We start from the raw sequence: 25,244 nt of genomic DNA on the forward strand, positions 1-25,244 counted from the left end.
TGTGGCGAGATGCTCGCCACTCTCTCATTTTCAAATACTTAACCTCGCCATTGTTACAGTGGCGAACCTCTGGCGAACTGGCGCACCGTAGCACGGTGAGGCAATCATTTTACTTGTACTTTTTCTATGCTCTTTAAACAGATACTCAGTGCATTATTAATACTGTTCTCCAATTCTCTGAACTCATCAACATCCACTATTTCATACGTGAAAGATTCCGACTCAATATCATTTCGTTTTTTGATATAACCTTCCTGTAATAGTAATTGGTGGTATCTGCGAAGCGTACTCTCTGCTATGCGCAGTTCTTTTCTAATTTCTTTATTACTAAAGAGCGTATCCCTCTTTTTACTTAAATGGGCTTTAAGCCCTTCGAGGTAGTTTCTTGTTGCTCCATTTAAGCTATCTGATTTTCTGAGCAGGACGGATTTGATAAGCGTATTTGCCTGTTTGATGTCTTCAAGAGTAGTCTCGATGTATTCCTCTCCAGTATGCACATCAAATTTAGATTCTCTTTGGTGTTGATGGTAAAACGTGACCGCTTCAATGAACTGAAGGTAATGTGAGTTACTTCGCCTTGGTTTAAATACTGATTTTGGAAGTGATAGGTATTCAGCAAAGGGATTAATCACTCGTACTGGCTTTAGTAGCCTCTGTACATTTTGCAATATCTGTTTGGCGTCAATTTCATCTTGAATATTTACTTTGCCTGCGGAGGCTCTCCGCTGGTAGTTCATAATACGATCATCTTGTGCTTCGGACTCATCGATATAGAGAAGGAAGGAGCGATTGGAATTATCTTCATACAAGCTTTCTTGTGTGGTACATCCAGCAACTGAAACAGGACCTTCAACGGTTAAGTTCTTCGTTTTGCCTTCACCGCCGATTCCTTTTTGAACAACGGATTTAGTAATGCGCTTTTTTGTCTGTAATTCTCGAAGTGGATACAGTACCTCTTCTGCACCATCTAAGTCTTCTATCAGTACCAGTTTGTTTTGAAGTGCGTGTCTTTTGAAATAGTAAAAAGCATTGGCTGATAATACCGTGATTTCAACTTTGTCTTCTTCAGGAATGAGTTCTGCAACTTTAGATTGGAGATGTGTTTTTCCAACTCCTGAACTTCCAAATGAAATACAATGTAATGGATTCGAAGTTTTTCTACTTGTGAATATCAAGTACATGAGGAGCCGATTATCGGATTCTCCAATGACACCACTTGCTCCAATGAGCTTATTGGTCTTTTCAAGAAGGTTCTTAGATTTTAGAATATCTATTGCTTGACGTCGCTCTTTTTTTGAAAGTTGATATTCGAAAACTTCATCTTCGTTTTCTTGTGCAAGTAGTTCTATGCGATAGCTCTCTAGTTTGTTAATCAGTTCCTGTAATGCTCTTCTAATAATGGAAGTACCTACTTCCAAAAATTCTGCTAGTTTTCTAACGAGCTTTTCAACACCGTTTGAATTGTATAAATCAATGTTATGACGAAGCGCATGAAACTCATCTTCGATTCGGTTTACCTTCAACGTTACTCGCATTCTATCCAAACCATGAACATTCAATCCTCCAAGAACATGGACTTCTAATACCTCAGTTGTAAAGATAAAATGATTAGGATTTGATGTGTCAAAAGTATTCATATCTGGTAATAATTGCGCTTTGATATATTTATACACAAAATTAGATTCAAATATATGCTTTATTACACAATAATAAAAATATATTATTGTGTATTTTGCTATTTCAATTATTTGTCCCTACATTTGGTCGATAATCGACATTTATAAAATCTTCCATTATGGCTGATATTACCGATACACAGAAATTACTCTCAGATAACCTGAAAGCTATTCGTAAAGAAAAAGGACTCAATCAAAATACCGTTGCTGAACGCTCAGGAGTTATTGCTTCCACATACTCTAGGATAGAAACCTGCCAAGTGAGTCCTAATTTATCAACCTTAGAAAAATTGGCAGAAGCTATGGAAGTTCCTATGGAACGATTATTTAAACAAGACACTCATGCTGACAAGACCATACTTGAGAAATTGGAAATGATTGGAAGCATGGAGGAGTATAACCAGCAGATTGTGGAGATAATGATTGATACTGTTTTAGAAAAGGATAAGCTGGAGAGAAGTCAGCAAGTCAAGATGAAAAAACGATTATCTGAACTCAAAGATATACGTGAGAATAGTTAATTTATTTAATCGTTTAATATCATCTCTAAAAAATCATCACTTTCTACCATTGCTAATTCTAAAATAGATTTCCAATAATTGTAGCCATAATACTGAATATCCCTTTCTGCATTTTCTAGAACTAAATCAATTATATCTTCAATGGGTAGCTTATCAGAATACGTACGAATAGTATTTTCTAATGACGTTATGACCGTATCAGCGTTTTCCTGAAAACGCTTACATAAATGCAAATTTTTATAGTGATTTTCAATTCTAGTAAAAAGTAAATCATCTATATCATGAGGATTGTCAAGATAAAATTTAGTTGAAACAGCATCGTCATGAGCTATATTAATATCAACAAAAAGATATTGCTCTTCTGGAAGATCATCCAAATATAAGTTGAGATAAGTCAACTGACCCTGATCTCTCCAGTCTTGCCCCTTATAAGAATTACATTTAGTACAGGAAGGAAATAGATTCTTCGGATGGACTGAAAATTCTGGAAATTCATCTTTATTGACGAAATGATCAAAAGAGTTTACTTCACTGATCGTACAATTTTGACAGGTACTTAATAGACGGTTTCTTTCAGTGGTGGTTACAGCAATTTTTAGCTTCTGCATCTTTTTGCTTTTGTATGAATAAAGCTTGATAAGATCAGTTTTATCTTGGTTTATGAACCCATGATTTACCAAACTAACAAGATCATCATCGTCAAAACCTTCATCATAATCATCAAACTTATCCGAAATTAGAGCCTCGTGCGCCTGAAGTCGTTCCTTGTAATTTGGGTCCTGAGCAGAATTCTTTTTTGAATTAACGACTGCTTCATAAAACTCAAAGCTATCTTCATTATATGGTTTAAGTTTACGCATCGAGATTATTTATTAAGCTTTTAATGTAGACCTTTGCATTCAACCCCAGAGGCACCCCATCGGACTCCACGTAATTAACAATGTCCTCATAGGTTTTTCCTTCTTCCACCAATTCACGGATAAGCTTTTTATAGTGCTTGGGTGTTTCCTTATTTCCGAAGACTTCCTCAGAAAGTATTGTCAAATTTTCTCCAAACGACTCCATAGCAATCTTTCTAATAGATGGAACATTCTCATGACGCTCAATGACATAAACATTTCGTGAAAAGCACTCACGCACTACTAAAGGAGAGTGAGTTGCCAAAATACAGTAAGATTGAAATTCATCGACCAGACTATATATAGTATTCATCAACTGAGTAATAGCATTAGGATGTAAATGGGTCTCAGGTTCATCAAATAAAAGCAATGAGTCATACCTAATATTGGCAACAATTTGAGAAATAATATACAGAATAATACTTTGACCCGAACTTAGTTTTTTTCTTACCTTATTAAATCCCTCAATGGAAACATCATACTCGTGCCTATTGTGCGTTATAATAAACTCCTTGACCATCTCAGGGTCCAGAAAATTTAGAAGTACCGTTCTCCACTGTTCAATTCGTTCCTGCTTTTTAATTTTCTTCCATGTATTGTGAAAACGGAGCAAGAGTCCTTTTTCAGTTAGCAGTTCTCCTTTTTCATTTCTTAGTCCGCAATAGATATAATTGAAGGTTGCCGTTTTTTTAGGTATTTTGAAAGTATCAAAAATGCTATAAGAAACTGCAATTACCTTACTGAACAATGGAATCTTAGGAATAAAATGATCTTCATTATTCTCAGCTATGTTGACTGGCAAAGATGTCATAAGCTGAGTTTTTCCAGTACCATTTTTACCTATTAACGCATACACTCTATTTGGCAGTTCATCGTTGTCTCCAAAGTTAAAGCTGACATTAATCGATTCAGAAGAGAAATTTGGCTTGAAGCTATAGTCAAACGAATATAGGTTTTCAAGATCAGCTCCATAGATTAAATGCTTTGCTTCCCTTAATACACGCTCGGGCTCATCGTACCGAATTAACGAGTTTACAAATCTTGAACTCGTCTCAAACTCTTCCTGTATATCTGGAAAAAATGCAGCATCACGAAGTGCGTAAAGAGCTCCGATAAAATCATTACCCAACAAATCTCTTAGATCTTCATAATATTCAATTTCCTGTCCCAAAGAACAAAACCTCTCATCTAGCTGAACAAACTCATCTGGTATAAGCTCAGAAATAATACCTTCTTGAGTAATGATCTTTAAGTCACCTATTTTGTGATAGTTTTCATCTTTGTCATAGTAGAACATAACAAAATGACTTAAAATCCCATAATCATTCCACCCATTATTATAGACAAGCACAAATGATGGAAAATCTCGTGGTACTTTATGAGAACGTTTCCTATCTGCTCTACCACCTGGTCGTTTCTCAACATAAAAAGGAATTGAGTTTCGTTTGATATTTGCAGGAAAGTACTCACTATTGTCAAACTCCTTAATGGTGTAAATAGGATAACCATCATCATTATATTCTGTGAGAGATAATTGTAGTTTATCTTTCTCAAGAACTTCATTTATTAGGAAAACAAACTTGAGAATCTCATCTTCACTAACCCTGAATCTTGGATTGACCACAGCCTCAATGAATCTTATAAAGATTTCATCTTCATCATATAAATTCAGTCTATCTTCAAAGAGGTATTCTATTTCCCAATCATAATTATTAATCGTATGCTGGATAATATCTCCTTCGGCATCTTTAAAACGGTCATCCTCTGAAGGCATAGATTTCAAATCCCATATAGCATTAAGAAAATCTAATATGCCATTGTTATCATCTTCATGAAATGGGTTGGGTTCATTAAGAATAAGTTTAAATATACTTTTCTTATTCTTGGTAGATATCGTTTGTTGCATATATTATTATAACCAGATTACATGTGAAAATGCCAATAGATAATGTGAATTATTTCTTTTCTAGACCTTCAAAAAACTCCCCAAAGGACATTTTGTGGACTTGTAGCACCCTATATAAGCTCTTCATTGTAAAGTTAGTAGAACCCTTTTCCATTTTCCAATACTGCATTCGGTTTATACCATTGTCCCATGCAAAATTCTCATAACTTGTATATCCACTCTCTATTCTTAACTCTTTGAGCCTATCAGCCATTAAATTCAAAACCTTTTCAAAAGTCTTATCTGTATCGTTTTTTTTCTTTGCCATAATGGGTAACCTTTTTCTTACCTAGCAAAGATGACAATGACCTTTATTTTAAATTACATATTAAAATATACATATTTTAATAAACTTTTTTTATGTTTGTCCGTATTAATCTTTAAATCAGACATATTATGAAAAAATTATTCTCATTATCACTTATTACAATTCTCGCTATTTTAAGTTCATGTAGTCCAACCAGAGTCGTACAATCTACTGGCACAAACGTTCCATCAGGAACTAATGTTCCCTTTTCCAAAATTTCTAACGGAAGCTTTGCTGAGGAATATATCGGTGCCGATGTAATTGTTGAATGTCAACTCTTATCACAATCGTCAGCCATGGCTCAGTACTCAACCAAGAAAATACCAGATGGTCATTTTGCCTTTGAAGTCACTAATAGCGATGTAGATGTTAAACGAAACGAACTTACAGGAGCAATGGAAGGACTTGTAGTGTTTGCCCCAAATTCATATTCCGATCTCATATTTTCTTTAAAGAAAGGAGATAAATTAAAACTTCGTGGAGGAACCTTAGTGACCAAAGCAAGAGGTGGAAAGCTTTATGGGATTAACTCACGTTATATTCATTTTGTAGCAACCTCAGTAGATAAACCTTAAATCAAAAACTTATGAAAAATTTAATAATACTTCTATCTGTCTTTATTCTGACCAGTTGCTCTAGTCAGAATAAACTGGATAAGACTACAGCCCTTAAAATTCTTAAAAAAGACTTTAAACAATCCTGCAAGAATGATGCGGATGATTTTATAAGTACTTCTTATGACGGCCCTAACTACTCTGCTCTTGAATCTTACTTTTATAATTTAGAAAAACAGGGATTGGTCACTACCAAAAAGATTAGAAATAGAAAGAAGGAGGTTACTGGAGTTAGAATAAGTCATACTAAAAAAGCTGAATTGGAATATGAAGCAGGTAAAGGATATAGTTCCTTTAGTGTGGCAATGACCAAGTTTGTTCCAAAGGAAATTATTGGTATTTCTTATGAGGAAGACGGCAATAAAGCCATTGTACAATTTAAGGGAGATTGGGTACATACACCTTTCTATAACTTGCAGATAGGCAAGACTAAGTGCAATGAAGAAAAAGGTACATCTGTTAGAGCAAGTTTTATTCGTTTTGATACAGGGTGGCAATTGCAATAATTCTCCCATGTTAAATAAAAACGTCTAAAGTGATAATGACTCGTAGTTCAATTATCACTTTAGACGTTTTTATCTTAGTTGTATTACTGGAATAGGTTCTTGATAATTATTTAATACTTCACCTTGTTTAGACAATAAATAAATTGAGACTAAACCATTAATTAAACCCATAATTATCAAAAAAGAAATAATTGGTATTATCATAATCAATAAGAGCTTATAAATGATACTAATCTGCTCTTTTCTAATAAATACTATAAAAAACAATGGAGATAACATCACCATAATCTTGCTAAAATTAAATATAGTACTGTATCTAACATTATGGACATTATTCAACAAAAAAAATAAGCCAAGGGTTAATAAATAAATTAATATGTATAAAATTAAAAACTTAATTACTTTCTTAAAAAGATTATTAGGAAGACTCTTAATCATCAATTCACTCTACCATTATTGATAAATATTATCTATATTTTAATATTTTCTCAACCAATATAAAATTTTCGGTTTTTAATTTCAAAAAATACAATCCATTTGAAAGATCTTCAATATTGATAATATTTTGTGGTTTAATCTCTTTTACTTTTTTCCCTTCTAAGCTAAATATCTCTATCGAAAGAATTTCTAAATACATAGAACTTGATATATTAATACTACCATCTGTCGGGTTTGGATAAATAGAAATATCCACTTGCTCGTTTATTTCAATATCAGAAAGTGTAGGGACACAATCTATGTTATTCAAAATATCATCCGAAATAGGGTTAATTGCATTTCCATTAATAATTAATTCGCCTTGTATACCATCGTTTTCCAACAAAGCAAATAAACCGCAAAAATCAATCAACGAATTATTATCTTGAATAATAACATCTCCACCTACATAGGTTAAATTCTCTATTCCATTTAAATTTGTTATTTCAGTATCATAAATAACTAGATTTCCATCAATAGAAAGTACTGTTTCTAAACCATCAAGTGTTGTTATTGGATCATTACTATATTGTCTGCCTTCAAAGAAAGAACCAATAACAACATCAAGGTTGAAACTATTAAATTGATTAGATACTAAACTTAGAAATTGTGTTCCAGTCAAAATAGTAATTATAGTATTAGAAACATTGAAATAGTTATTAAAAGAATAAGGAGCTGAAAAATTCTCTTTTAATAATTCACAATTAGGTGTTTCAAGATTAGTTAATGACCTCCCCGTTTCAAGAAGTTCCTTAACTGTATGAGTAATAATTCCTCCACCTTCAGTATAATCAACAAAGAGATAATCATAAATGTTTTTGTAAAGTGTTGAATGTAAATGAACGTTCTCTATACCCGAACCTCCAATTTTTCCTATTAATTGATTTTTACTTACAATCGAATCTTCATATATATCAGGCCTAATATTTTGAAGGTGAGCAAACCTTATAGCAAATGTTTTATCTTCATTTGATTGTATTATTATTTGTTTCGCGTAAGAACCTCCTTCAGGATTGAACCCACAGCTATTACTTTCATGCTCAGATACTATTTTTATAACTTTTCCATTAAATGGGGCTCTTAGGTCTTTTCCACATGCCAAATTAAGTTTCCAATTATACCAGTCCTGAGCATTTCCATCTAAGCAGTTATGTGCTGTACTAAGGTTCAATGTAAACCAACCATCAGTTTCACTTGAAGTTCCTTGCATTGGAAAATCGATACTGGAAATACCCTCATCAACAAACCCCATTGAATCATAATAATTTATTGGTTGAATAGTAAAAATATTAGAATACTCAATAATAGTATTTCCATTTATTATAGCTTCTAATCTAACAATAAACTCAGTTGGTGCTGTTACAATAGGTGTAGTCCAAATTATCCCTTTGTTGATAGCATTATATTGGTAACTTCCATCCTCAACCCAAGTATTACCACCATCAGAGGAAAATGAAATATCAATTGGGTAGTTATGAGGAATCCCAACTCCATCAAGTGTTTTCAAATCAACATTACCAACTACGAAATAACTGTTTTCTAAAGGATAAGTAATATCCAAATTAGGTGATAGGTTGGTGCAATTTCCATTGGAAATATCATCCATAGTAGGATCATAACCATTAAAGGCTACGTCATATAATCCTGAATGGATATTATTATTAAAATACCCGAATAGAGCACAAAAGTCACTGAGATATAAATTATTTTTAATTCTTATATCATCTATTGAATCCAAGTTTTCAAGACCACTTAAACTAGTTATAGACGTACTTGAATTACCAGCTCCATTATTGAATAAGTATAGAAAATTCAATGATACTAAATTTTCAAGACCATGAAGTGTTTTAATTTCTGATGATTGAATTACTAAACTGCCAGGCAAAGAAGTAATTCCCTCCAATCCCTCCAAAGATTCGAGACCATTGGCACCTAACACATAAATAGAATTACCTATGAATACTAAATTTTCCAGCTCTTTCAAATCCTTTAATCCAGAGGAACGTATATCTAAAAAATTCCCTATAGAAACCAAATTATTAAACCCGTCTAATGATTCTAAATAAGGATTTCCAAAGATTTCAAGGTTATTTGATATTGATGAAATAGTATTTAATGCCGTCAAATCTGTTATGTCAGAATCTGGTAAATATGATGCTATCCTTAGAGAACCATTGATATCTGTATAAGAGGAAACTCCAAAATCATCAATTTCTGACTGTGTTGTCAATAATACATCTCCCTGATATATGTTTTGAGAATACATAAAAAAAGTGTGGAGAAAGACGAAAAAAAAGGAAAAACATCTCATAAACATGAAGGGATTTAATTTAAACAAAAAAAAACGTTGTCGACTAATAATCAGGGAGATATTATAAATATACAAACTTTATCCAATAAAGTTTTTAAATTCTATAATTATAATTTTCAATTACAAATTCTGTCCTTTAGATAAAAATATCCTAAGTCGTAGTGCGCTACTTTTAGGACATTTTTTGGTCACGCTAACCCAAGTCGAGATCTTTTGGGACAGCGTTGGGACAGCGTTGCAAGATTGCTTTTGCACAGTTCAACTGTGAAAAGCGATCTTGGCAATAGGGATTCCCTATTTGCATTTACCCTTTTACGAAAAGAAAACAGGAACTGTAATAGTTCCTGTCTTGTTTTAATTTAAAAAATTTGTTCTTAAAGTTCTTGATCCATTTCACTATCGTAAGCCTTGTCCTTATTCAGTTCTGAGAGTCGTTGTGTGTTTTTTAAGGCTGAGACCCAATCTGCGTCATTCCCTTCCTTCTCATGAAATACATTCGGAGCGATAAGACTAAAGCCTTCATAGTAACAATATCTTAGATTTACAGGTTCTTCCTTTAAAAGTGTTTTTATAAACTCAGGATTATCTTTCACGTTGTAATAGAATGATTTTCCAGAAGCAACGATTCCATTACAAAAACGATTAAAGACTTCCCTTGAAGAATAAAAACCTAGTACTTGGGCTGTCTTTATAATCTCAAAACTATCAAGTGTCCTTCGAAGTTCAATAAGTCGTAACTGAAAACCAACGACATCTTTGACTTGTTTTTTCTTTAGTTGATCATGTAGAAATTCATCGTAAGCTATATCATCCTCTAGAGTATGATGCTTCAAAGTCATTTCAATAACATCCCAAAATTGTTGTTCTTCCGTCATAGCTTTTAGTATTTGAATTATATCATAACAAAAGTGTACGCTAACGTTCCATATCTTGTTCTCTAACTTTTTTAGATTGCTGATGTTTTAAGTTTTGCAAACGGTTTTGTGCTTTTGTTTTCTCCATTGTAATACGCTCAGGTTCGAAACCCAAGGTTTTTAAGCGATAGCGTCTTCGAAGTCCATGGACACCAACGATCTTTCCATCTCTGGAATAAAGCTTTAATCCAGCTTTTTCAAATTCACTATAATGAACTTTCTCGCTTCTCTGTTTAGAAAATACTTCAACGAGTTTCATTTGAATCTGTTGCCTTTCACTACGCTTTCCTCTAAGATTCAGCTCCCTTTCGATATCAAGTTGTAACATCTGTACTTTTTTTTTCGAATGGTTAACCTTGCTATTCGTAAGTCCTAATTCTTTGTCCTGCCAAGCTTCCATACGAGTCTTTACCTCTTTGAACTCTTTTCTGGTTAGTCTAATAGGTTTGCCCGTGGCAAATTCCAAGGCACTAATGACATTATGGATATGAAGATGCTCCTTGTCTGAATGCATTGAACTTATGACCATAGCATTCGGAGCACGCTCTTTGGTATATTTACGTGCAATTTTTAGAAGTACCTTCTTTGGAAGATGTTTGGTGTCTTCTTTATGAAAGGATATGATCTCGTGATAGGCACGATTGGCATTCTTACGCTTAATAAGACGCTTTGATTCATTGGATTCAAACGAATCTATAATATTCTCAATTCGCTTATTTAAAAGCAATGAGCGCTTGTACTGATCTGTTTCACTATTGATGATCTTTTCAAACTGCCTATCCAATCTTATATAGCGGTTCATAGTGAAGCCAACATCATTTTGATCGTCTTTTGTTAGGATATAGCGAATGGTATTCTCCAGTGCTTTTTTTGACTTAATACTCTTTGACTTTATGATCATTATCTATGGGTTTATAAATTGTTCAAATGATTCTTCTAATGTTTCAAAACGCTCTAGAATTTGATGTATCAGTTCAGAGTTTACATTGTCCAGAAGTTCTTCTGTGAGTGATATCAGTTTCATCAGTTGTAAATGCAACTTTGATAGTTGTTCTTGGTTATTAAATAAGTTGTCATTGGACTCAAGTTCCCTATCTATAATCTGATATAAAAACTTAGAGATGGAGAGCTCTCCTCTTTTTGTATCTATGAGCTGTAAACGTTCTTTGTCAAAACCAAGGGTAAACTCTTTTCTGAGGTTTCGTTTCTGGCGTCTGTAGTTTTTGTAATAGCGTTTCCAATAGGTCCGTTTGGTCTTCTTAACCTTCTCATGACTTGGATTTGAAACTAAGGACAGTTCTTCTTCAAGATATTCATGAACTGATTTATATGGAAACGCTTCACTACTCATTAGCGTTCTATTTCGTTGTCTTGACCTTCTTTAGACTTAGCTTTGTCTAACTCAGATATCCTATTCTTTTGGATGATTTGGCTCGATGGAATCTCCTTAAAAGCAATATCTCTCTCAATACCAAGTCCTAAAGGACTTGTTAACGCTTCAAGCTCATCTATAGAGAATCCTCCCCATTCATCTACAAAAAATCCAGTGACATAACCAAAACAAACATTGGTCTCTGGGTCATACTCCGATGCATACCAAGTTCCAGATCCGCATGGATCAAAAAACTTGGCTATAAATATTGGGTCTTTAACATTGGACTGATCTCCAATCTCTTTAAAACGTTCTTTAAGTTCTTTTGTAATTAGTTTCATGATTTCTGTATATTTAATTGCTGTTCATTCTCGTTTCTATATGGCGACAAATCGATATACTGAATTGAGTAATCAACCTTATCATTCGTATCGTCTTGAGGTTTCATAGCTAATCGCTTTTTGAGTTTCGATTGCTTGTATGCTGGAATGATTTTAACCTTTAATGGTTTCTGACCATTGGGAATAACCAGTATCTTATTATCCAATTCCCTGATCTCATTGGCGTACATCAGAGGTCGAGTCTTTTTCTGTTTCGAAGTCTTATCCTCGTAGGTGTAGCTCCCCAGTAATTTTTCAAGTTCAAATGCCTTTTTGTCCTGTCCTCCGTAGTAGCATTTTACAAAGCAGTTCCCAAGGATATTATCCTTGAGCTCTTTGTAAGGACTTAAAAGGGATTCGTCTTGGAGCACAATAAGCTGTGGTATCTTGAACTTACGACTGTTACTTATGGTGTTACTGTAATCAGGAAGCCCTCCTATGAGAGTTGAGAACTCATCCAAAACCATCATTATATCTAGGTCATTTTCACTTGGAAGCTTTGAAAAAGCAAAGCGATAAAATGATTGAAATACCAAAGACACCATTGGAGCATATAGTTTAGTATCACTCACTGGCGATTGAATAAAAAGTATATGCTGCTTTTCTCTAAACGCCTCAAATGAAATATTAGTCACTGAAGTGATGTCAGCTAGTACTGGATTATCCCCGAGCCAAGACAAGGCAGATAATGCTGTCGCCGTTATGGATTTTAAAGTGCGCTCAGAATTTCCGGCTAGAGCAAGGAATTTCGACCATACATCTTCAGAAGCTTTATCTGCAAATAGCCTTTCAATAACATCAGGTGAACCCTGGTATTCCAATAAAAGCCTATAAACATTTCCAAGATTGGCATGAATACGAGGTTCAGATTCCAAAACATATTTAATAAAAAGAGACAGACAATCCTCCCCAGAGGTGGAGAAGAAATCGGTTTCCTTGGAGACACTTCCCATCAGCGTCTTTGACACTTTTCTAATTGCCGCCTTGTTATTGTGGCAACCATCAAGCGGATTGAGATATACTCCTCTTTTTTGAGTGAGGTTCATAATAAGAGGAATAGCTCCCTTACTTTTTAGATATGGAACCGTTTTGGATAACTCAGAAGAGTTATCATTAACGACCATTGAGGAATTGCTGTTCATCAGTGTTGGGTATATATGAACCTGAGTTTTTCCCTTTCCGCTTCCAGCCACAACGCACATGTTTTGTCTACTGGTTTTTAAATCCAAAAATCGTTTACCGTCCACACACCATCCTTTATTGCTTTTTGAGATGAGCTTACTTGGATTTCCAAACTCGGCGTTGACACTATGGTCTTTTTGAGTCAGATCATCAAATATCTCTGAGATAAAAGTACCGATACCCCCTAATGACTCTACTGCGATATCTATAATTGATTTTATCATTTCTATTTTATTTTTAGATTAAAAACTTGTCCGTCATCTTAGCAACAAAGCCAGAGAGAACTTCTACTATTTTGGCTACTGCATAAAGACATAGAAGCAGAAGTTTCCAGAGGCCTTTAAGCAGGTATTTGATTGCCGAAACAAATACACTTCCTTTTGTTTTCATGAATTTCAAATTTTAGAAGTGAAGCTGATTCGTATTCCTAGCTCCTTGAATATGGATGCGTACAGTTCTGAGAACATCAAGAAGTCACTATCCTGATGGGTAGTTGAAGGCTGATAAACTACCAACACTTCAATATTTGGATTATGGCGCTCAATACCCATGGATTCCTTTAAGAATAAGTCCCTTACTTTTTCGGGTGAATCCTTTATGAGTTTAAGATCATTATTCTTGTAAACTGAGAACCAATTTGGATGGTTTTCCTTCAAATCAGAAAAGACATAAAGGATAGACTTTTGCTCTTTGTAAGCTTGTAAGATTTCGAGCTCTTGAACTAATGGTCTCCAAATAGATGAATATTGACCTTTGGAATAGTCCTTGGGCTTATTCAAGATCTGCTCAACATCCTGTTTGAAAATAGAAACCAATTGTCTACGTTCAAGTTCATTTCCCAGCATTGAATGCTCGCTTTCAATAGAAGTCTCATCTCGCTCGTTGAGAGTCAAACTATTGATCGTTCCATATCTGAACATAGCAGATTGCCACATATCATTTTCAAAACCATAGGCACTGGTGAGGTTCTTGTAATCAACCTTTGCGATAAAATCAGTTTCGGTCGTATCTTCCAAAACAGATATAATCTGTCCATCTAGATTGGAACTAGAACAGTTAGCAAGCATTAATAGTAACATTATGTATATTGAATTTTTCATGATCTAGAATTTTAAGGTGTTAGTAAATGACGGTAACTGAGGAATATCATGTTCAAAGAACTTAGGTGTCTTTCCATCTGAGCGGTAGATACAATTGGTAGAATAGAATGTCTTTTGCGAATCCTCAAAGAGACGCTGAACAAGCTCTTGTATATTATTCGAGTAGATAAGGATCTGCTTTCGTGCCAGTTCAGTCTCTGCTTGTTCTTTTCTAATGGTCAGAATCTCTAATTTTAATGAAGCTACCTTTTGACTTAACGCATCAAGTTCTTCCTTGGTTAGTTTCCATTTGTCCAGAACCTTTCTCTCAGCACTTGTCAATCGGTGCTGATAAACTGTAATCACACTTACTGCAAAGAAAAATAGGTTCAGACAGGCAAAGTAAAATGGGTTGATACCTTGAGTTTGGCTCAGCACTCCTTCATTAAAACTAGTTGCTCTGAATATTCCAAGCACATAGAAAATTCCAAAGGCAATAGTAAAAAGGCTAAATAGAATGCCTCGTCTCTCCCAAAGATTTCTTCCTTTGCTTACCATATTAGGAACTTGCTCGCTGGCAAAGAAAATACTTCCACCTATGGCAATACCAACGATATATGAAGTGATAGCGTTATATCCCATTGCCATCAGTGCGGCAGAACTGAGAAAAAGATCAACCAAAATGATAAATAGTAAAAACCACCTGATCTTTTTGTAGCGCTTCTCTTTTTTTAATAATGAATTATCACACTGATCTAGTTCTCTTTTCTTGAGTCGTGCTTCAGTTAGGGTCTTCTCAAGTTCTGTAGACAGCTCTCCTAGCTTTTGATCGGCTTCGAGTTTATCTGAAATAATATGGTGCGTTTCGATTTCGGATTGTAGCTCCTGTCTCGCATACATCATCATCTTAGAATAAGCTCCTGAGATCACACCTGAATAGACATCCTTCTCGCAGTTTGGCTCTGGTTTATTCGGTTGCATGGTACCAAGGTCTTTTCCCAGTGGAATGGCAACTTCATTTTTAATGACTTCATGTTGCTTGTGAAGTTGCTCCTCAAGATCTTCAATCTTATATCTGAAGATGGTGAAGGTATTGTTTGTTCTAACAGTTCTATTTTCTTGTGCTTTCATTTTTTTGATTTTTAAGGATTAAAAATTTATATATAGCATAAAGAGGCACAAGGATTTTCAGTCCTTGTGTTCATTAATTGTTGTCCTGCATTTGTCATAATCTTTGATTTTAAAATGTTATTCAATAGTAATAGCACTCCTAGACTTAGAAGTGCTATTGGGTTACTTGGTCAATTCTGACATCAACCATTTAATAGAATCATTGTTTGGATAAAGCATTATTGCATTTGCAGCTATGCTAAAAGCCAAAGATTCGTAATCATTACGTTGATGGTTACACCAAACAGCATCACTTAATCTAAAAGCTGATTCAGCATATTTGAAATGGTACTTTGGATTTCTTACAAACTTTCTGTTATTCCTTGCGATGTCGAAAACTTTCTTAAAGCACAAATGGGCTTTTGCATAATTCTCTAAAGAAGAGTTAATCTTTGCGGATAAGTAAAAAAACTTGCCCTTTAGGTATTTTGAGTACATTAAAATACCTGAATCATCCGAATTGAAATTCTTTAATTCTTCGAATGCATTTTGCATTCTTACTAAGTTGCCTGATTTAATTTCTGCATTAAGCTTTTTAAGGAAATTAAATTGTTCTTTGTTTACATTCATAACTGTATATTTTTAATGTTATGAAGCAAATACACGGCTTATTAAAACCTTTTTTTTACTTAGGATTCTACTAAGCAAAAGTAATTCCTACTATTTCTACTATGGAGATATTTTTTGTAGATTTAGACTACTATGGGAACAAAAAAAGAGGGTATAGAAGAACTTAATTCCGAACAGAGACAACAGCTTATAAATGGAGTAAAAAGTGCATTGATTTCAAGACACAACAATAGTGAAGAAATAAAAACGATTGTTACGAACAAAATTTCTGGGTATCCAGGGCATAAATTCTATTCCACGCTTATCGATGATATAAAGCTTCTTTTAGAATTAGATAATCCATTTAGTAAAAGTTGGTTAATAAAACTACTTCACTCACCAGAAAACAATTTTGAAACAGAAAAATTAAATTATCTAAGAGATTATATAATAAAAGCTAATGAAATACGTGAGGTTCAAGCCTCGATTCCATTTCAAGATTATAAAGACGTTTCCAATAAGACCAAACGAGCAATTGGTCAATACAAGATTAGTCTTGTTAAAAAATATAATACTGTTCGATTAGGAATCATTGATTTTGAGATGCCTATTGAATATATCATTCCAAAAGAACTTAAACATTACTCAAAAGAATTAAAAACAGAAGAAAAGAAACTATTAGAACTTGAACAGAGTTATATAGATAATCCAGAAAAAATCACTCAAGTTAGAAATGCTCTTAAAAAAATAAGAGAAAAATTAAGAGAAGAAATTCCAATATCTTATCTATTAAGACGAAGAAAGCATGTTTTTATTCATTCTCCTGCTGGATCAGGAAAAACGACGTTTTTAAAATGGATTACTTATTCTCTTTGTAAGAATACAACATTCAAACTGACATTTCCTGTATTTCCAATATACATAGAATTAAGATCCTATGTCGGCTCAATCCAAAATATGATTGATAAGAAAATAACCGATCATATTGAAATGGATGAAATTCTAGCTTCAAAAGTACAAACCGTTCTTTGTATTGATGGATATGATGAATTTACTGGTGATGACAAAGTGTTATTGGTCCAAATACAGGATTTTGCTTCCAAAGACAATGTAACAGTCATTATGAGTGGCCGCACCAAGCCTAATTATGAAAAGTTTATGAAAATGGAAAGCTTCCATTTAAATATTCTTAACAAAAATGATATTAAGCAGATATTAAGAAATGTGTTCAAAGAAAAAGGTGAAATTTATTTCAATCAACTCATTGAAATAGGAATTGAGCAATTGCAAAACCCACTTCATTTAACTCTTCTGATGGGTTACATAAAAGCCAAAAACAAACTTGATACGATTTTAATAAGTAAAATATTAAAAAATAAAGGAGAGTTTTATAAAACTATTCTAATTGATCAGTACCTAAAGAATTATGAACCTAAGAGAAAAGATAATTCTAATGTCAGTAGCACTAGAAAACATGTTGAAATTCATTTAGTGTCTTACCTTGCTTATTTCATGACCTTTGTTAAGAACAACTTAGAAGATATTGCCTATCCAGACCTTCATGACGCCTTGACGGACTATATAACCGAAAATAAGCTGAGCTATGAAAAAGTATCTACTTCGGAATTAATATCAACTTTTGTTGATCATGATATCCTTACCACATCTGATGAACTTGTTGGGTTTGAAAAGAAAGAAATTCGTCTGTTTTTCGCTGCCCTACACCTCGCAGAAACCATTCAAAGTCAAAAAGAGTGGATAGCACTTAAGAGAAAACAATTGGATCACTCATACACTAACCCTAAATATTTATTTGGGTTAGGCAAAGCTATTAGGTATGGTGAAAATGAGACATGGGATTCTGTAAAAGATTATTTTTTTGGATTAGTTAATGCAAAAAAAATGATTGATACCAACATTGAGATTAAATATCATGACCGTTTTGTTTTCACATTTGATTTTTTTGAACAATTAGAAATATATATCGGTTTATTAGAGCAAAACAATTCACCATCAATAGGAAGCTTTAATTCAACTCTAAAGGTTTTTAATTTTCTCTCCAATGTTGTTTTGAATAACAATCGAATAGAAAAAGAAAAAAAGACTAGCAGAGGACTATTAGATTCGATTTTTATCTATGATTTGATAAGAAAAAATATTGTTCGGGATAAAATTCCCGAAAATTGGTTATCCGAAGAGTTTATCGATAGAATGAATAATAGTTTAATAACTCGTTCATATTATAACGAGGGTCATTATATTAAATATATATGTCTCTTACTATTGGGGAATAATCTAAATCTTAGATTTAAACAGATTATGCCATTAATATCTAAAATGTCTAATAGTTATGCCAAATCAATATTTACTTACAGGTTGTTTCATCCAGATGGCGATAAAACAAAAGTTCAATTTGACGTGTCTGACATCGTCCAACTGCTCTACGTAGACATGATAAACGGTGACCATCCATTTAAACTTAAGAAAGGAGAATATACCAATTATCAGTTTGTGTCTGACAACTTTAAAAAATTCAATTCGCAACTTCTAGATTATTTCTTTCATCTTCATCCTCAGCCCACGTTGATGCAAATATGTAGAATGATTAATTACTACCATAATAAATTAAATGGTCGAAGCGAATTAGTCGATGTTTCTGATAACTCTGGAGCAGTCATGATAGAATACTTTATCACTGGGATACTTTTAATCAATAGAGAAAAACATCTAATCAAATTATCTGATTTCATAAAGTACTTAGACCCAAAATTTAGAGATAAAGTCTTAGATGAATTCATTGAAATAATTCAAAATACATCAATAAACATTACTTCAAGAAAACGGTATCTCGATTTTTTAATATGGAATTTAAGAGAAAAAGATTTTTCTTTATTCATGGATTTGATAGACGACAAGTATGATAAAGTAGCGGATAGAGCAATAGGAGCTTTAACATATTTAATAACACCATTCAGAGGGAGAAAACCACATCTTACACCAATAGTTTTTGAAAAATTGGATTCTGTACTAAAGTCGTCGCAGAGGTCAGAAGACATAAAAAAGGGTGTCATTTTTTATTTAAGACATTGGCTATTAGATATTCCTGAATATTTATTAGATACAGTGTTTAATCTTATAAAGAACAGCGGAACGACATATTATTCACACGGGCTTAACTTTTTAGGAGATTTTAAGGTAAAAAAAGCGGTAAGATTTCTGGAATCCCTGCTTCACTCATCGGATTATTATTCTTATAGCTCTGATGCTTATTTTGCCTTATTTAATATTGATTACCAAAACCATTATAAATACTTTGATTTAATTAAGGACTCTTATGAGGATAACATTGGAAGGCTGGAATACTTCTCATCAAGTGAAGAGTTTATTGAAGATGTTTTTTTATTTATAGATGCTCTTCATCTTGGTGACGAAAAAACTCACTCTCTTTACAAGGAAATCAAACTAAAGAATGTTTCCAAAAGCATCCGATATATTTATAAAGATCACCTAACTAGGTTGGATTGGAAAATAACAAGACTAGAAGAAGCGAGAGAAGAATCTAAAGTAAAAAAACCTTCCTAATAGGAAGGTTTAGAGTGACCAGTTTTCTTCACAAGAAGAGATATATCCTTCTGATGAGAAACTAATGAAGTCAATCATTTTGAATCCAAAAATAGAATCCAACAATTCAATTTGACCTAACATTTCATGTTCGAATTGATTAAGTCCTAATCTGCCACCAGGGGCATTAGTCAATAGGGTAAAACGAGTAGCGTTTGAGATCAAAACAGATTGATATACTTCTTTTAGACAATCTGAATCCATAGCACTAAGCTCTATAACACCTAATAGGTCAGAGTATTCATTGAATAGCATTACCCATGAAAATTTCTTGAAATCAATCCTGTTTTTGTTAATTACATTCCGAATGTAGTTAACTGCAACTTCAGCAGAGGAAATATGAGGCATTTGTTCAAAGCGAGGTCTTTTGTAATGGATTTCTATTTCATTAATCGGTATTAAATCTTTAGCCATAATAAATTTGTTTAAGGTTTAACTTAAGTGAAATCATAACATCATACTATATAAATGTCAATAACAAGCATTTGATTATCAATAAGTTAATGTGTTTTTTTGTAATTTAATCTTCATAATACCAATGAACAATCGCCAGACTGACAGCGTCAAAAATTCCCACATTGTAATTTTCAGCCATCCATTTCTTTCTTACTGGAAACTCATAACCTTTGAGTTCCTCAAACCATTCAATAATCTTATGAGATATTTCATATTTGGATTCTGCTCCAAATTCATTAAACACCTCTCTTATTTGTGTTCTTGAGTAGCTATGAACTTCTAGATTTTGATCTTTAGCCTCACTACATATAGCATCTATCAGTGCTTGTGTTCGTTTGCTCTTTCTTCCTCTAAGGTCTTCCAAGTTTCTGGTAATAAGCACATTTGGCTTGAAGTGATCGATGTATGCCTTGATCCTTTTCATCACCTTTCGGTTATTGATGGGCTGTACATTCCCCATCCCAAAATCAATCATTTGACTTGGGCTACCAAAAAGAGCATAGGCAACTCCGTACCTAGTTGGATAAAGTGCGAGCACCGTATTTGTATTTTCCATGCTACTCTTCTAGATTTGTTAACCTGGCAATAATAGAATCGAGACCTTCACTGCGCTTTCTGTTTTTAAAGGTGTCTGGTGCATCTTCTAATTTCTCAAGAAGTTTAAAGCACTTATCTGCAAGTTCTTTATAGCCTAAGTCCAGTCCAAGTTTAATATTGGGCTGAGTTGACAGATCAAATAGAGTGTGATAGCCTAGCAGGGCTTTGGAGTTTGGTGCTTTACCTGCTTCAAAGCGGGACAGATTAGCAGGGTCTATTCCTAGAATGAATGCGAGGTCTTTTAATTTCAAATGATGAGATATACGCTTTTGCTTGTAGGGTAGTAATGTTTTTTTGTTCATAATGTAGAAAGGCAATGGGATTATCATTGCCTTTTTGCATATTAATCTATGTTGTCAAAGAGGTGGTAGGGTCAGAAAATTGTATATATACAATTTTTTTCGAGTGGTGGTACCACAATTAGTGGATAAGGTGTGGATGTTCAGGTGTTTCTGTTTTTTTGGGAGCCAAGTAGTTGATTAAGCCTTTCTCTGTCAGATAGACGCTGTGCACCTTGTGAAATATTGTAACAAGATTTTTTAATGGTGTTTAGTTTAATTATGTGAAGCTTGTTCACTGCATTATCGCAAATCGGTTCACTGATTTGCTTTTTATTTACCACAAGCCGTAAACGGCTTGCAAAATACAGACGCGGAGCTCCTTGTCTTTCTCGTTTGGTCAGTAGTACATTCCCAAAAGAGTCTGTGACTTCGATCAGCTCTTTTTTTATTAGACCATCAATTGCTGTTGATACCGCACGACCAGATAAATTGCAGCATATCGTAAACAAACGTTGGGATATCCATGCTCTTTCCAATCGTTTCCCTTTCATATTAGGATCAGCCACACCTATAGTCTTTCGGATAATGGTCAATAGCACTTTTAGTTCGCTCACAGAAGAGATGGTTTTCAATAAATGGTCAAAGAGAACATTTGAAACTTGTGTTGTATTTGAATAGTAATCCATTTATATAGTTTTACATTTCCCTGACGGAATTATAAAGAGTCAAACAATGTATTTCCTTACAATTTCTGACTCTATCTGCAATTAATAATTCTGATTATAGTGAGTTCATGTCCATTGAGATTCCTGAAAACCTACCTCCAGAGCGAAATACCGAGTTTCGAGCACTCTATAAAAAGCATTTTGGTCAGGATATTTCCGAGTCACAGGCAGATGAGGAGGCATATCGCCTGCTCAGTTTTTTTAGTATCGTATTTGATCTGTAAACTATGCTTTTCTATTACGCCGATAATAATATGTTACAATTGATATGGTCATCATTATTATTTAAACGAATTAAGCCCAAAATAGGGCAAGGAAGGATTTTGATGACCATCTTAATTCGTTTTTCCTTGTCCTTTTTTGGGAAATAAGAGCATTATGGAAAAAGATACACTAAAGTATTTTATCTATGCTCGTAAATCAAGTGAATCTGAGGATCGACAAATGGCTTCAATTGAGGATCAAAAGAAAGAAGTCGAGAAGATTGCAGAGGAACTTGATTTAAATATTGTAGGTGTGTTTAGCGAATCAAAATCGGCAAAGGCACCTGGCAGAAAATCATTTAATGAGATGCTTTTACGCATCGAAAAAGGTGAGGCCGATGGTATCATCTGCTGGAAACTCAATCGTTTGGCGCGTAACCCAGTGGATGGTGGAAAGATCAGTTGGATGTTGCAAAACAATATCATCAAACACATCCAATGCTTTGGTAGAGATTACTGGCCGTCGGACAATGTTCTAATGATGCAGGTAGAACTTGGAATGGCAAATCAGTTCGTTAAGGACCTGAGTGTTGATGTTAGGCGTGGAATGCGACAGAAAGCAGAACGTGGATGGAATCCCTTCCCAACGCTCCCTATTGGGTACCTGCATAATAAGGATCGTAAGGGAAAGGTAATGCCAGAGGAAATAACTACTGATCCCGAGCGATTCCCAATTGTTCTAAAACTTTGGAAACTTATGCTTACTGGTAGCTATTCAATCTCTGATATCAAAAAAAAGGGTGATAAACTTGGACTAGTTAACCACAAAAAAAGTCCGTACTGTGTACATACTTATCATAAGCTCTTTAAAACAGAGTTTTACTATGGTTATTTTCAGGCTAGAGACGCCAAAGGAAACCTAAAACGTTATAAAGGAAGACACAAACCAATGGTAAATGAAAGAGATTTTAATAAGGTACAGGTCTTTATTGGGAACTATAAGCGTGGAACACGAAGTAAATCATACAACTATACCTTCAAAGGACTTATGAACTGTGGAGAGTGCGGTTGTAGTATCACTGCTGAGAGAAAGTTTCAAGTACGATGTACAGGGTGCAGAAACAAATTCTCTTGCCTTCATCGAAATGACTGTCCGAAATGTGATTTGTCTATTAGCGAAATGAAGTCACCCAATTTTATTGATATCACTTATTACAGATGTACCAAACGAAGGCAGCCTTGTAGCCAAAAAACTATTACTGAAAAAGAACTGACAAGACAATATGCTAAGGCTCTAAAGAGTGTCCAGATTCCAAAAGATTTTTATGATTTTATAATAAAAGAGCTTAAAGAAATCTCTGAAAAGGAAAATCATGAAGAAAAAATTCTTATCGGACAGACAAAAAAGAAAGTGGGTGAACTTGAGAAAAGACTTAATGGTCTTGCTTTACTTAAAGCCGATGGAGATATAAGTAAAGAGCAATACAATGAGATTAAAAAAGAAACTATCAGCGAGCTCCAAAATCTGAAATTTGAGATTATAAGCCTTGAGCAGAATTTCTCAGACTGGATGACTATCGCAAAAGAATATCTAAATTTTGCGCTTAATACTTCAAAAGTGCTTACTGAGAGAGATGTTTTTACTAAAAGACAACTTCTTTTAAAGTTAGGTTCGAACCAGCTACTTATGAACAGAAAGCTCTTATTTTCAAAGGCCAAACCACTTTTGTCCATTGAAAAGTGCCATCAATTGTATGAAGCCGAAAAAGGCACGTTCGAACCAAAAAATCCCCTTGAAAAACAAGGCGATTTGGGTAGTTTTGACACATGCAATGTGTCCGTGTGCCCACGGGTGCACGATGTTAGAACCAGTATACAGGATTTCATGAAATGTTTAACACGAGTAGGGATAAATAACTGACAAATCAGATATAGTAATCGAAGGTCATAAACATTACTTCCAAAAAATTTAATGTTTTTGTGGATGTCAAAATTAACCTTTAATTTAGCAAAGCAAGCTTCAGCTCGAAAGAGTTGGGGCTTTTTTTGTTGCTGATATTTTACTGTCCTATTTTATAATCTGTACAGTAAATACCTTTGATTTTAAGTTTATAAAACTAAGGCGCATAATCAGTAATGAATCCCTTTAATAAAAGAGCAACAATTTCATGTCTCAAAGTAATAGAAAATTAAGATGCATATTCGAATCGATTTGGTATGAGTCACGTCACAGTAAGAACCGAATAGCTATTATATCTTGTAATAATATGATTACATCTATAACACCTGTTTTTCACTGAGGTCAGTAAAATGAAGTGATTGAAGCGTAGGAAAAAAGATGTCCTTTTAATAAGGAACAAAAAATTGTAGCTTGATTTAAACTTTTTACAAAAACAGACTATTTATAAATGAATAAGAAAATTAAATACATAAATTATGAATAAAAATATATTAATAGCATTGATTTTTTTTCTGGTGCTGGTGGCATTCTTTTGGATGATGCCTGATACTAAGGTAGAAACCATTGGAGACTTTTTCCAGAAGATTATAAAGCCAATTGGGTGGCCTTTATCCATTGCGATAGGGATTCGCTTAGGACTACTGAAATACAAAGAATTTGGAAATAAAAATGAGCCATGATAATCCTTAAGAAAACACTCCTAAAGAAGAAGTGTTTATTCTATATTCATTTGAGCCAAATCTCTTGTGCCCTATCAAATCCGCACCACCTGTGGTTCTCATCAAAACCACGTGAGGCTAGTTCATGTCTAATAATCCTATCAATGGGCATTTCAGTCTGTAAAATAAATCTCAATAGCTCACCATCAATACTTGAAAATATTCCAAGAATATTCTCCAAATGTGGCAATGGATCACTATCCATCTTGATATGACGGATCATATCGTAGTCCATCTTGGAATAATCCTTCGGTAATATTTTCAGAAAAGGCATTTCTAGTTCAAGTGATGTTGCTTCTTCCAGTACCGCCCAATTATTTTCAGGTCCATGAATGACACCAAACTTAATTTTCGCAATGCGATATTTAAAGTTGAGCCAGAGGGCATGATGAATAGCTTTCTCTTTTGTGCTGAAAAAATCTAAATAACTATCCCTTGTCATGACTTATTCTGATTATCTGATGTTGACTTCTTAGCTTTATTAGAGCTTGGATTAACCTTTTCGCTTTTAGGTTTCTCTCTTGAGATTTCCTTACTCCATTTTTCAGTGACATAGGAAATGATAAATAGTTCATCTCCTATGAGTTCTAGAAGTTCCTTGTTTTCCAATTCCACAAGATTATGCTCTTTGGGAATAGTACCACCAAATTTCTTCTTCAGAATTTCGATAAGTTCTTTCCTTGAAAAGTAAAACGCCAAGTTTTTCTTCATCAGAGAATCTGTTTCTTTTCCTAACGCTCGGTTACGAAGAACTGTTGCGAAGTACTTCATTAATTGTTC

Annotated in this window: 26 protein-coding genes; 6 read left to right on the forward strand and 20 right to left on the reverse strand. The window is 33.9% G+C overall.

The features are described 5' to 3' along the window. Positions 1-104: 104 nt before the first annotated feature. The gene (locus tag Q0876_RS02915) at positions 105-1,673 is read right to left on the reverse strand and encodes a hypothetical protein (RefSeq protein WP_299223829.1); all 1,569 of its coding nucleotides are present in this window, start codon (positions 1,671-1,673) and stop codon (positions 105-107) included. 122 nt (positions 1,674-1,795) lie between these two features. Here Q0876_RS02915 and Q0876_RS02920 point away from each other — a divergent pair, with 122 nt between their 5' ends. Next, a complete protein-coding gene (locus tag Q0876_RS02920) occupies positions 1,796-2,197 on the forward strand; it encodes a helix-turn-helix transcriptional regulator (RefSeq protein WP_299223830.1) in 402 nt (133 codons plus the stop codon). Positions 2,198-2,202: 5 nt separating this feature from the next. On the opposite strand, the gene Q0876_RS02925 is transcribed toward Q0876_RS02920, so the two are convergent. The 3 genes from Q0876_RS02925 to Q0876_RS02935 are packed head-to-tail and all read right to left on the reverse strand — an operon-like array spanning position 2,203 to position 5,309. Then, positions 2,203-3,057 (reverse strand): hypothetical protein, encoded by an 855-nt coding sequence (locus tag Q0876_RS02925; protein ID WP_299223831.1) that lies wholly within the window; start codon positions 3,055-3,057, stop codon positions 2,203-2,205. Next, positions 3,050-5,002: an AAA family ATPase gene (locus Q0876_RS02930; RefSeq protein WP_299223832.1), complete on the reverse strand. Its 1,953-nt coding sequence runs from the start codon at positions 5,000-5,002 to the stop codon at positions 3,050-3,052. Before Q0876_RS02930 ends, Q0876_RS02925 begins: the two co-directional genes overlap by 8 nt. A 49-nt stretch (positions 5,003-5,051) precedes the next feature. Continuing rightward, the gene (locus Q0876_RS02935; protein ID WP_299223833.1) at positions 5,052-5,309 is read right to left on the reverse strand and encodes a helix-turn-helix transcriptional regulator; all 258 of its coding nucleotides are present in this window, start codon (positions 5,307-5,309) and stop codon (positions 5,052-5,054) included. A gap of 128 nt (positions 5,310-5,437) precedes the next feature. On the opposite strand from Q0876_RS02935, the gene Q0876_RS02940 reads away from it, so the two are divergent. Continuing rightward, complete coding sequence (locus Q0876_RS02940) at positions 5,438-5,923, forward strand: hypothetical protein (protein WP_299223834.1); 486 nt, start codon at positions 5,438-5,440, stop codon at positions 5,921-5,923. Between the two features lie 11 nt (positions 5,924-5,934). Further along, complete coding sequence (locus Q0876_RS02945; protein ID WP_299223835.1) at positions 5,935-6,468, forward strand: hypothetical protein; 534 nt, start codon at positions 5,935-5,937, stop codon at positions 6,466-6,468. Between the two features lie 466 nt (positions 6,469-6,934). Here Q0876_RS02945 and Q0876_RS02950 read toward each other — a convergent pair whose 3' ends face one another. The 10 genes from Q0876_RS02950 to Q0876_RS02995 form a co-directional block, all read right to left on the reverse strand. Further along, entirely contained in the window at positions 6,935-9,211 is a 2,277-nt protein-coding gene (locus Q0876_RS02950) for a T9SS type A sorting domain-containing protein (protein WP_299223836.1), read from the reverse strand. A 419-nt stretch (positions 9,212-9,630) separates the two neighbouring features. Continuing rightward, positions 9,631-10,131, reverse strand: coding sequence for a DUF4240 domain-containing protein (locus Q0876_RS02955; protein ID WP_299223837.1), 501 nt, complete (start codon positions 10,129-10,131; stop codon positions 9,631-9,633). Between the two features lie 40 nt (positions 10,132-10,171). Further along, positions 10,172-11,071, reverse strand: coding sequence for a relaxase/mobilization nuclease domain-containing protein (locus Q0876_RS02960; RefSeq protein ID WP_299223838.1), 900 nt, complete (start codon positions 11,069-11,071; stop codon positions 10,172-10,174). 3 nt (positions 11,072-11,074) lie between these two features. Beyond that, the gene (locus Q0876_RS02965) at positions 11,075-11,521 is read right to left on the reverse strand and encodes a hypothetical protein (RefSeq protein WP_299223839.1); all 447 of its coding nucleotides are present in this window, start codon (positions 11,519-11,521) and stop codon (positions 11,075-11,077) included. Continuing rightward, positions 11,521-11,883, reverse strand: a complete 363-nt coding sequence (locus tag Q0876_RS02970; protein ID WP_299223840.1) for a DUF2958 domain-containing protein — start codon at positions 11,881-11,883, stop codon at positions 11,521-11,523. Before Q0876_RS02970 ends, Q0876_RS02965 begins: the two co-directional genes overlap by 1 nt. After that, positions 11,880-13,328: a type IV secretory system conjugative DNA transfer family protein gene (locus Q0876_RS02975; RefSeq protein ID WP_299223841.1), complete on the reverse strand. Its 1,449-nt coding sequence runs from the start codon at positions 13,326-13,328 to the stop codon at positions 11,880-11,882. The genes Q0876_RS02970 and Q0876_RS02975 overlap by 4 nt, the downstream gene beginning before the upstream one ends. A 13-nt stretch (positions 13,329-13,341) precedes the next feature. Beyond that, complete coding sequence (locus Q0876_RS02980; RefSeq protein ID WP_299223842.1) at positions 13,342-13,494, reverse strand: hypothetical protein; 153 nt, start codon at positions 13,492-13,494, stop codon at positions 13,342-13,344. A 5-nt stretch (positions 13,495-13,499) separates the two neighbouring features. Further along, positions 13,500-13,997 carry a hypothetical protein gene (locus Q0876_RS02985; protein ID WP_299223843.1) on the reverse strand — a complete coding sequence of 166 codons (498 nt, stop codon included), beginning with the start codon at positions 13,995-13,997 and terminating at the stop codon, positions 13,500-13,502. A gap of 210 nt (positions 13,998-14,207) precedes the next feature. Continuing rightward, the gene (locus Q0876_RS02990; protein ID WP_299223844.1) at positions 14,208-15,314 is read right to left on the reverse strand and encodes a hypothetical protein; all 1,107 of its coding nucleotides are present in this window, start codon (positions 15,312-15,314) and stop codon (positions 14,208-14,210) included. A 162-nt stretch (positions 15,315-15,476) separates the two neighbouring features. Next, the gene (locus Q0876_RS02995; RefSeq protein ID WP_299223845.1) at positions 15,477-15,923 is read right to left on the reverse strand and encodes a hypothetical protein; all 447 of its coding nucleotides are present in this window, start codon (positions 15,921-15,923) and stop codon (positions 15,477-15,479) included. Positions 15,924-16,055: 132 nt separating this feature from the next. Between Q0876_RS02995 and Q0876_RS03000 the strand changes: the two genes are divergently transcribed. After that, a complete protein-coding gene (locus Q0876_RS03000) occupies positions 16,056-19,484 on the forward strand; it encodes an NACHT domain-containing NTPase (protein WP_299223846.1) in 3,429 nt (1,142 codons plus the stop codon). A 9-nt stretch (positions 19,485-19,493) separates the two neighbouring features. Here Q0876_RS03000 and Q0876_RS03005 read toward each other — a convergent pair whose 3' ends face one another. The 4 genes from Q0876_RS03005 to Q0876_RS03020 all read right to left on the reverse strand — a co-directional run bounded on the left by Q0876_RS03005 (position 19,494) and on the right by Q0876_RS03020 (position 21,543). Next, entirely contained in the window at positions 19,494-19,871 is a 378-nt protein-coding gene (locus Q0876_RS03005; protein ID WP_299223847.1) for a hypothetical protein, read from the reverse strand. A 172-nt stretch (positions 19,872-20,043) separates the two neighbouring features. Continuing rightward, positions 20,044-20,517, reverse strand: a complete 474-nt coding sequence (locus Q0876_RS03010; protein ID WP_299223848.1) for a hypothetical protein — start codon at positions 20,515-20,517, stop codon at positions 20,044-20,046. Between the two features lie 19 nt (positions 20,518-20,536). Further along, entirely contained in the window at positions 20,537-20,878 is a 342-nt protein-coding gene (locus Q0876_RS03015; protein ID WP_299223849.1) for a helix-turn-helix transcriptional regulator, read from the reverse strand. A 140-nt stretch (positions 20,879-21,018) separates the two neighbouring features. Next, the gene (locus Q0876_RS03020) at positions 21,019-21,543 is read right to left on the reverse strand and encodes a hypothetical protein (RefSeq protein ID WP_299223850.1); all 525 of its coding nucleotides are present in this window, start codon (positions 21,541-21,543) and stop codon (positions 21,019-21,021) included. A 417-nt stretch (positions 21,544-21,960) separates the two neighbouring features. On the opposite strand from Q0876_RS03020, the gene Q0876_RS03025 reads away from it, so the two are divergent. Both Q0876_RS03025 and Q0876_RS03030 read left to right on the forward strand, forming a co-directional pair. Continuing rightward, complete coding sequence (locus tag Q0876_RS03025; RefSeq protein WP_299223851.1) at positions 21,961-23,706, forward strand: recombinase family protein; 1,746 nt, start codon at positions 21,961-21,963, stop codon at positions 23,704-23,706. A gap of 515 nt (positions 23,707-24,221) precedes the next feature. Then, a complete protein-coding gene (locus Q0876_RS03030; protein WP_299223852.1) occupies positions 24,222-24,425 on the forward strand; it encodes a hypothetical protein in 204 nt (67 codons plus the stop codon). Positions 24,426-24,471: 46 nt separating this feature from the next. Here Q0876_RS03030 and Q0876_RS03035 read toward each other — a convergent pair whose 3' ends face one another. Further along, a complete protein-coding gene (locus Q0876_RS03035; RefSeq protein WP_299223853.1) occupies positions 24,472-24,906 on the reverse strand; it encodes a hypothetical protein in 435 nt (144 codons plus the stop codon). Beyond that, positions 24,903-25,235 (reverse strand): hypothetical protein, encoded by a 333-nt coding sequence (locus tag Q0876_RS03040; RefSeq protein WP_299223854.1) that lies wholly within the window; start codon positions 25,233-25,235, stop codon positions 24,903-24,905. The genes Q0876_RS03035 and Q0876_RS03040 overlap by 4 nt, the downstream gene beginning before the upstream one ends. Positions 25,236-25,244 lie beyond the last annotated feature (9 nt).

The sequence above is a fragment of the uncultured Psychroserpens sp. genome, from assembly GCF_947503375.1.
Taxonomy (GTDB): Bacteria; Bacteroidota; Bacteroidia; order Flavobacteriales; family Flavobacteriaceae; genus Psychroserpens.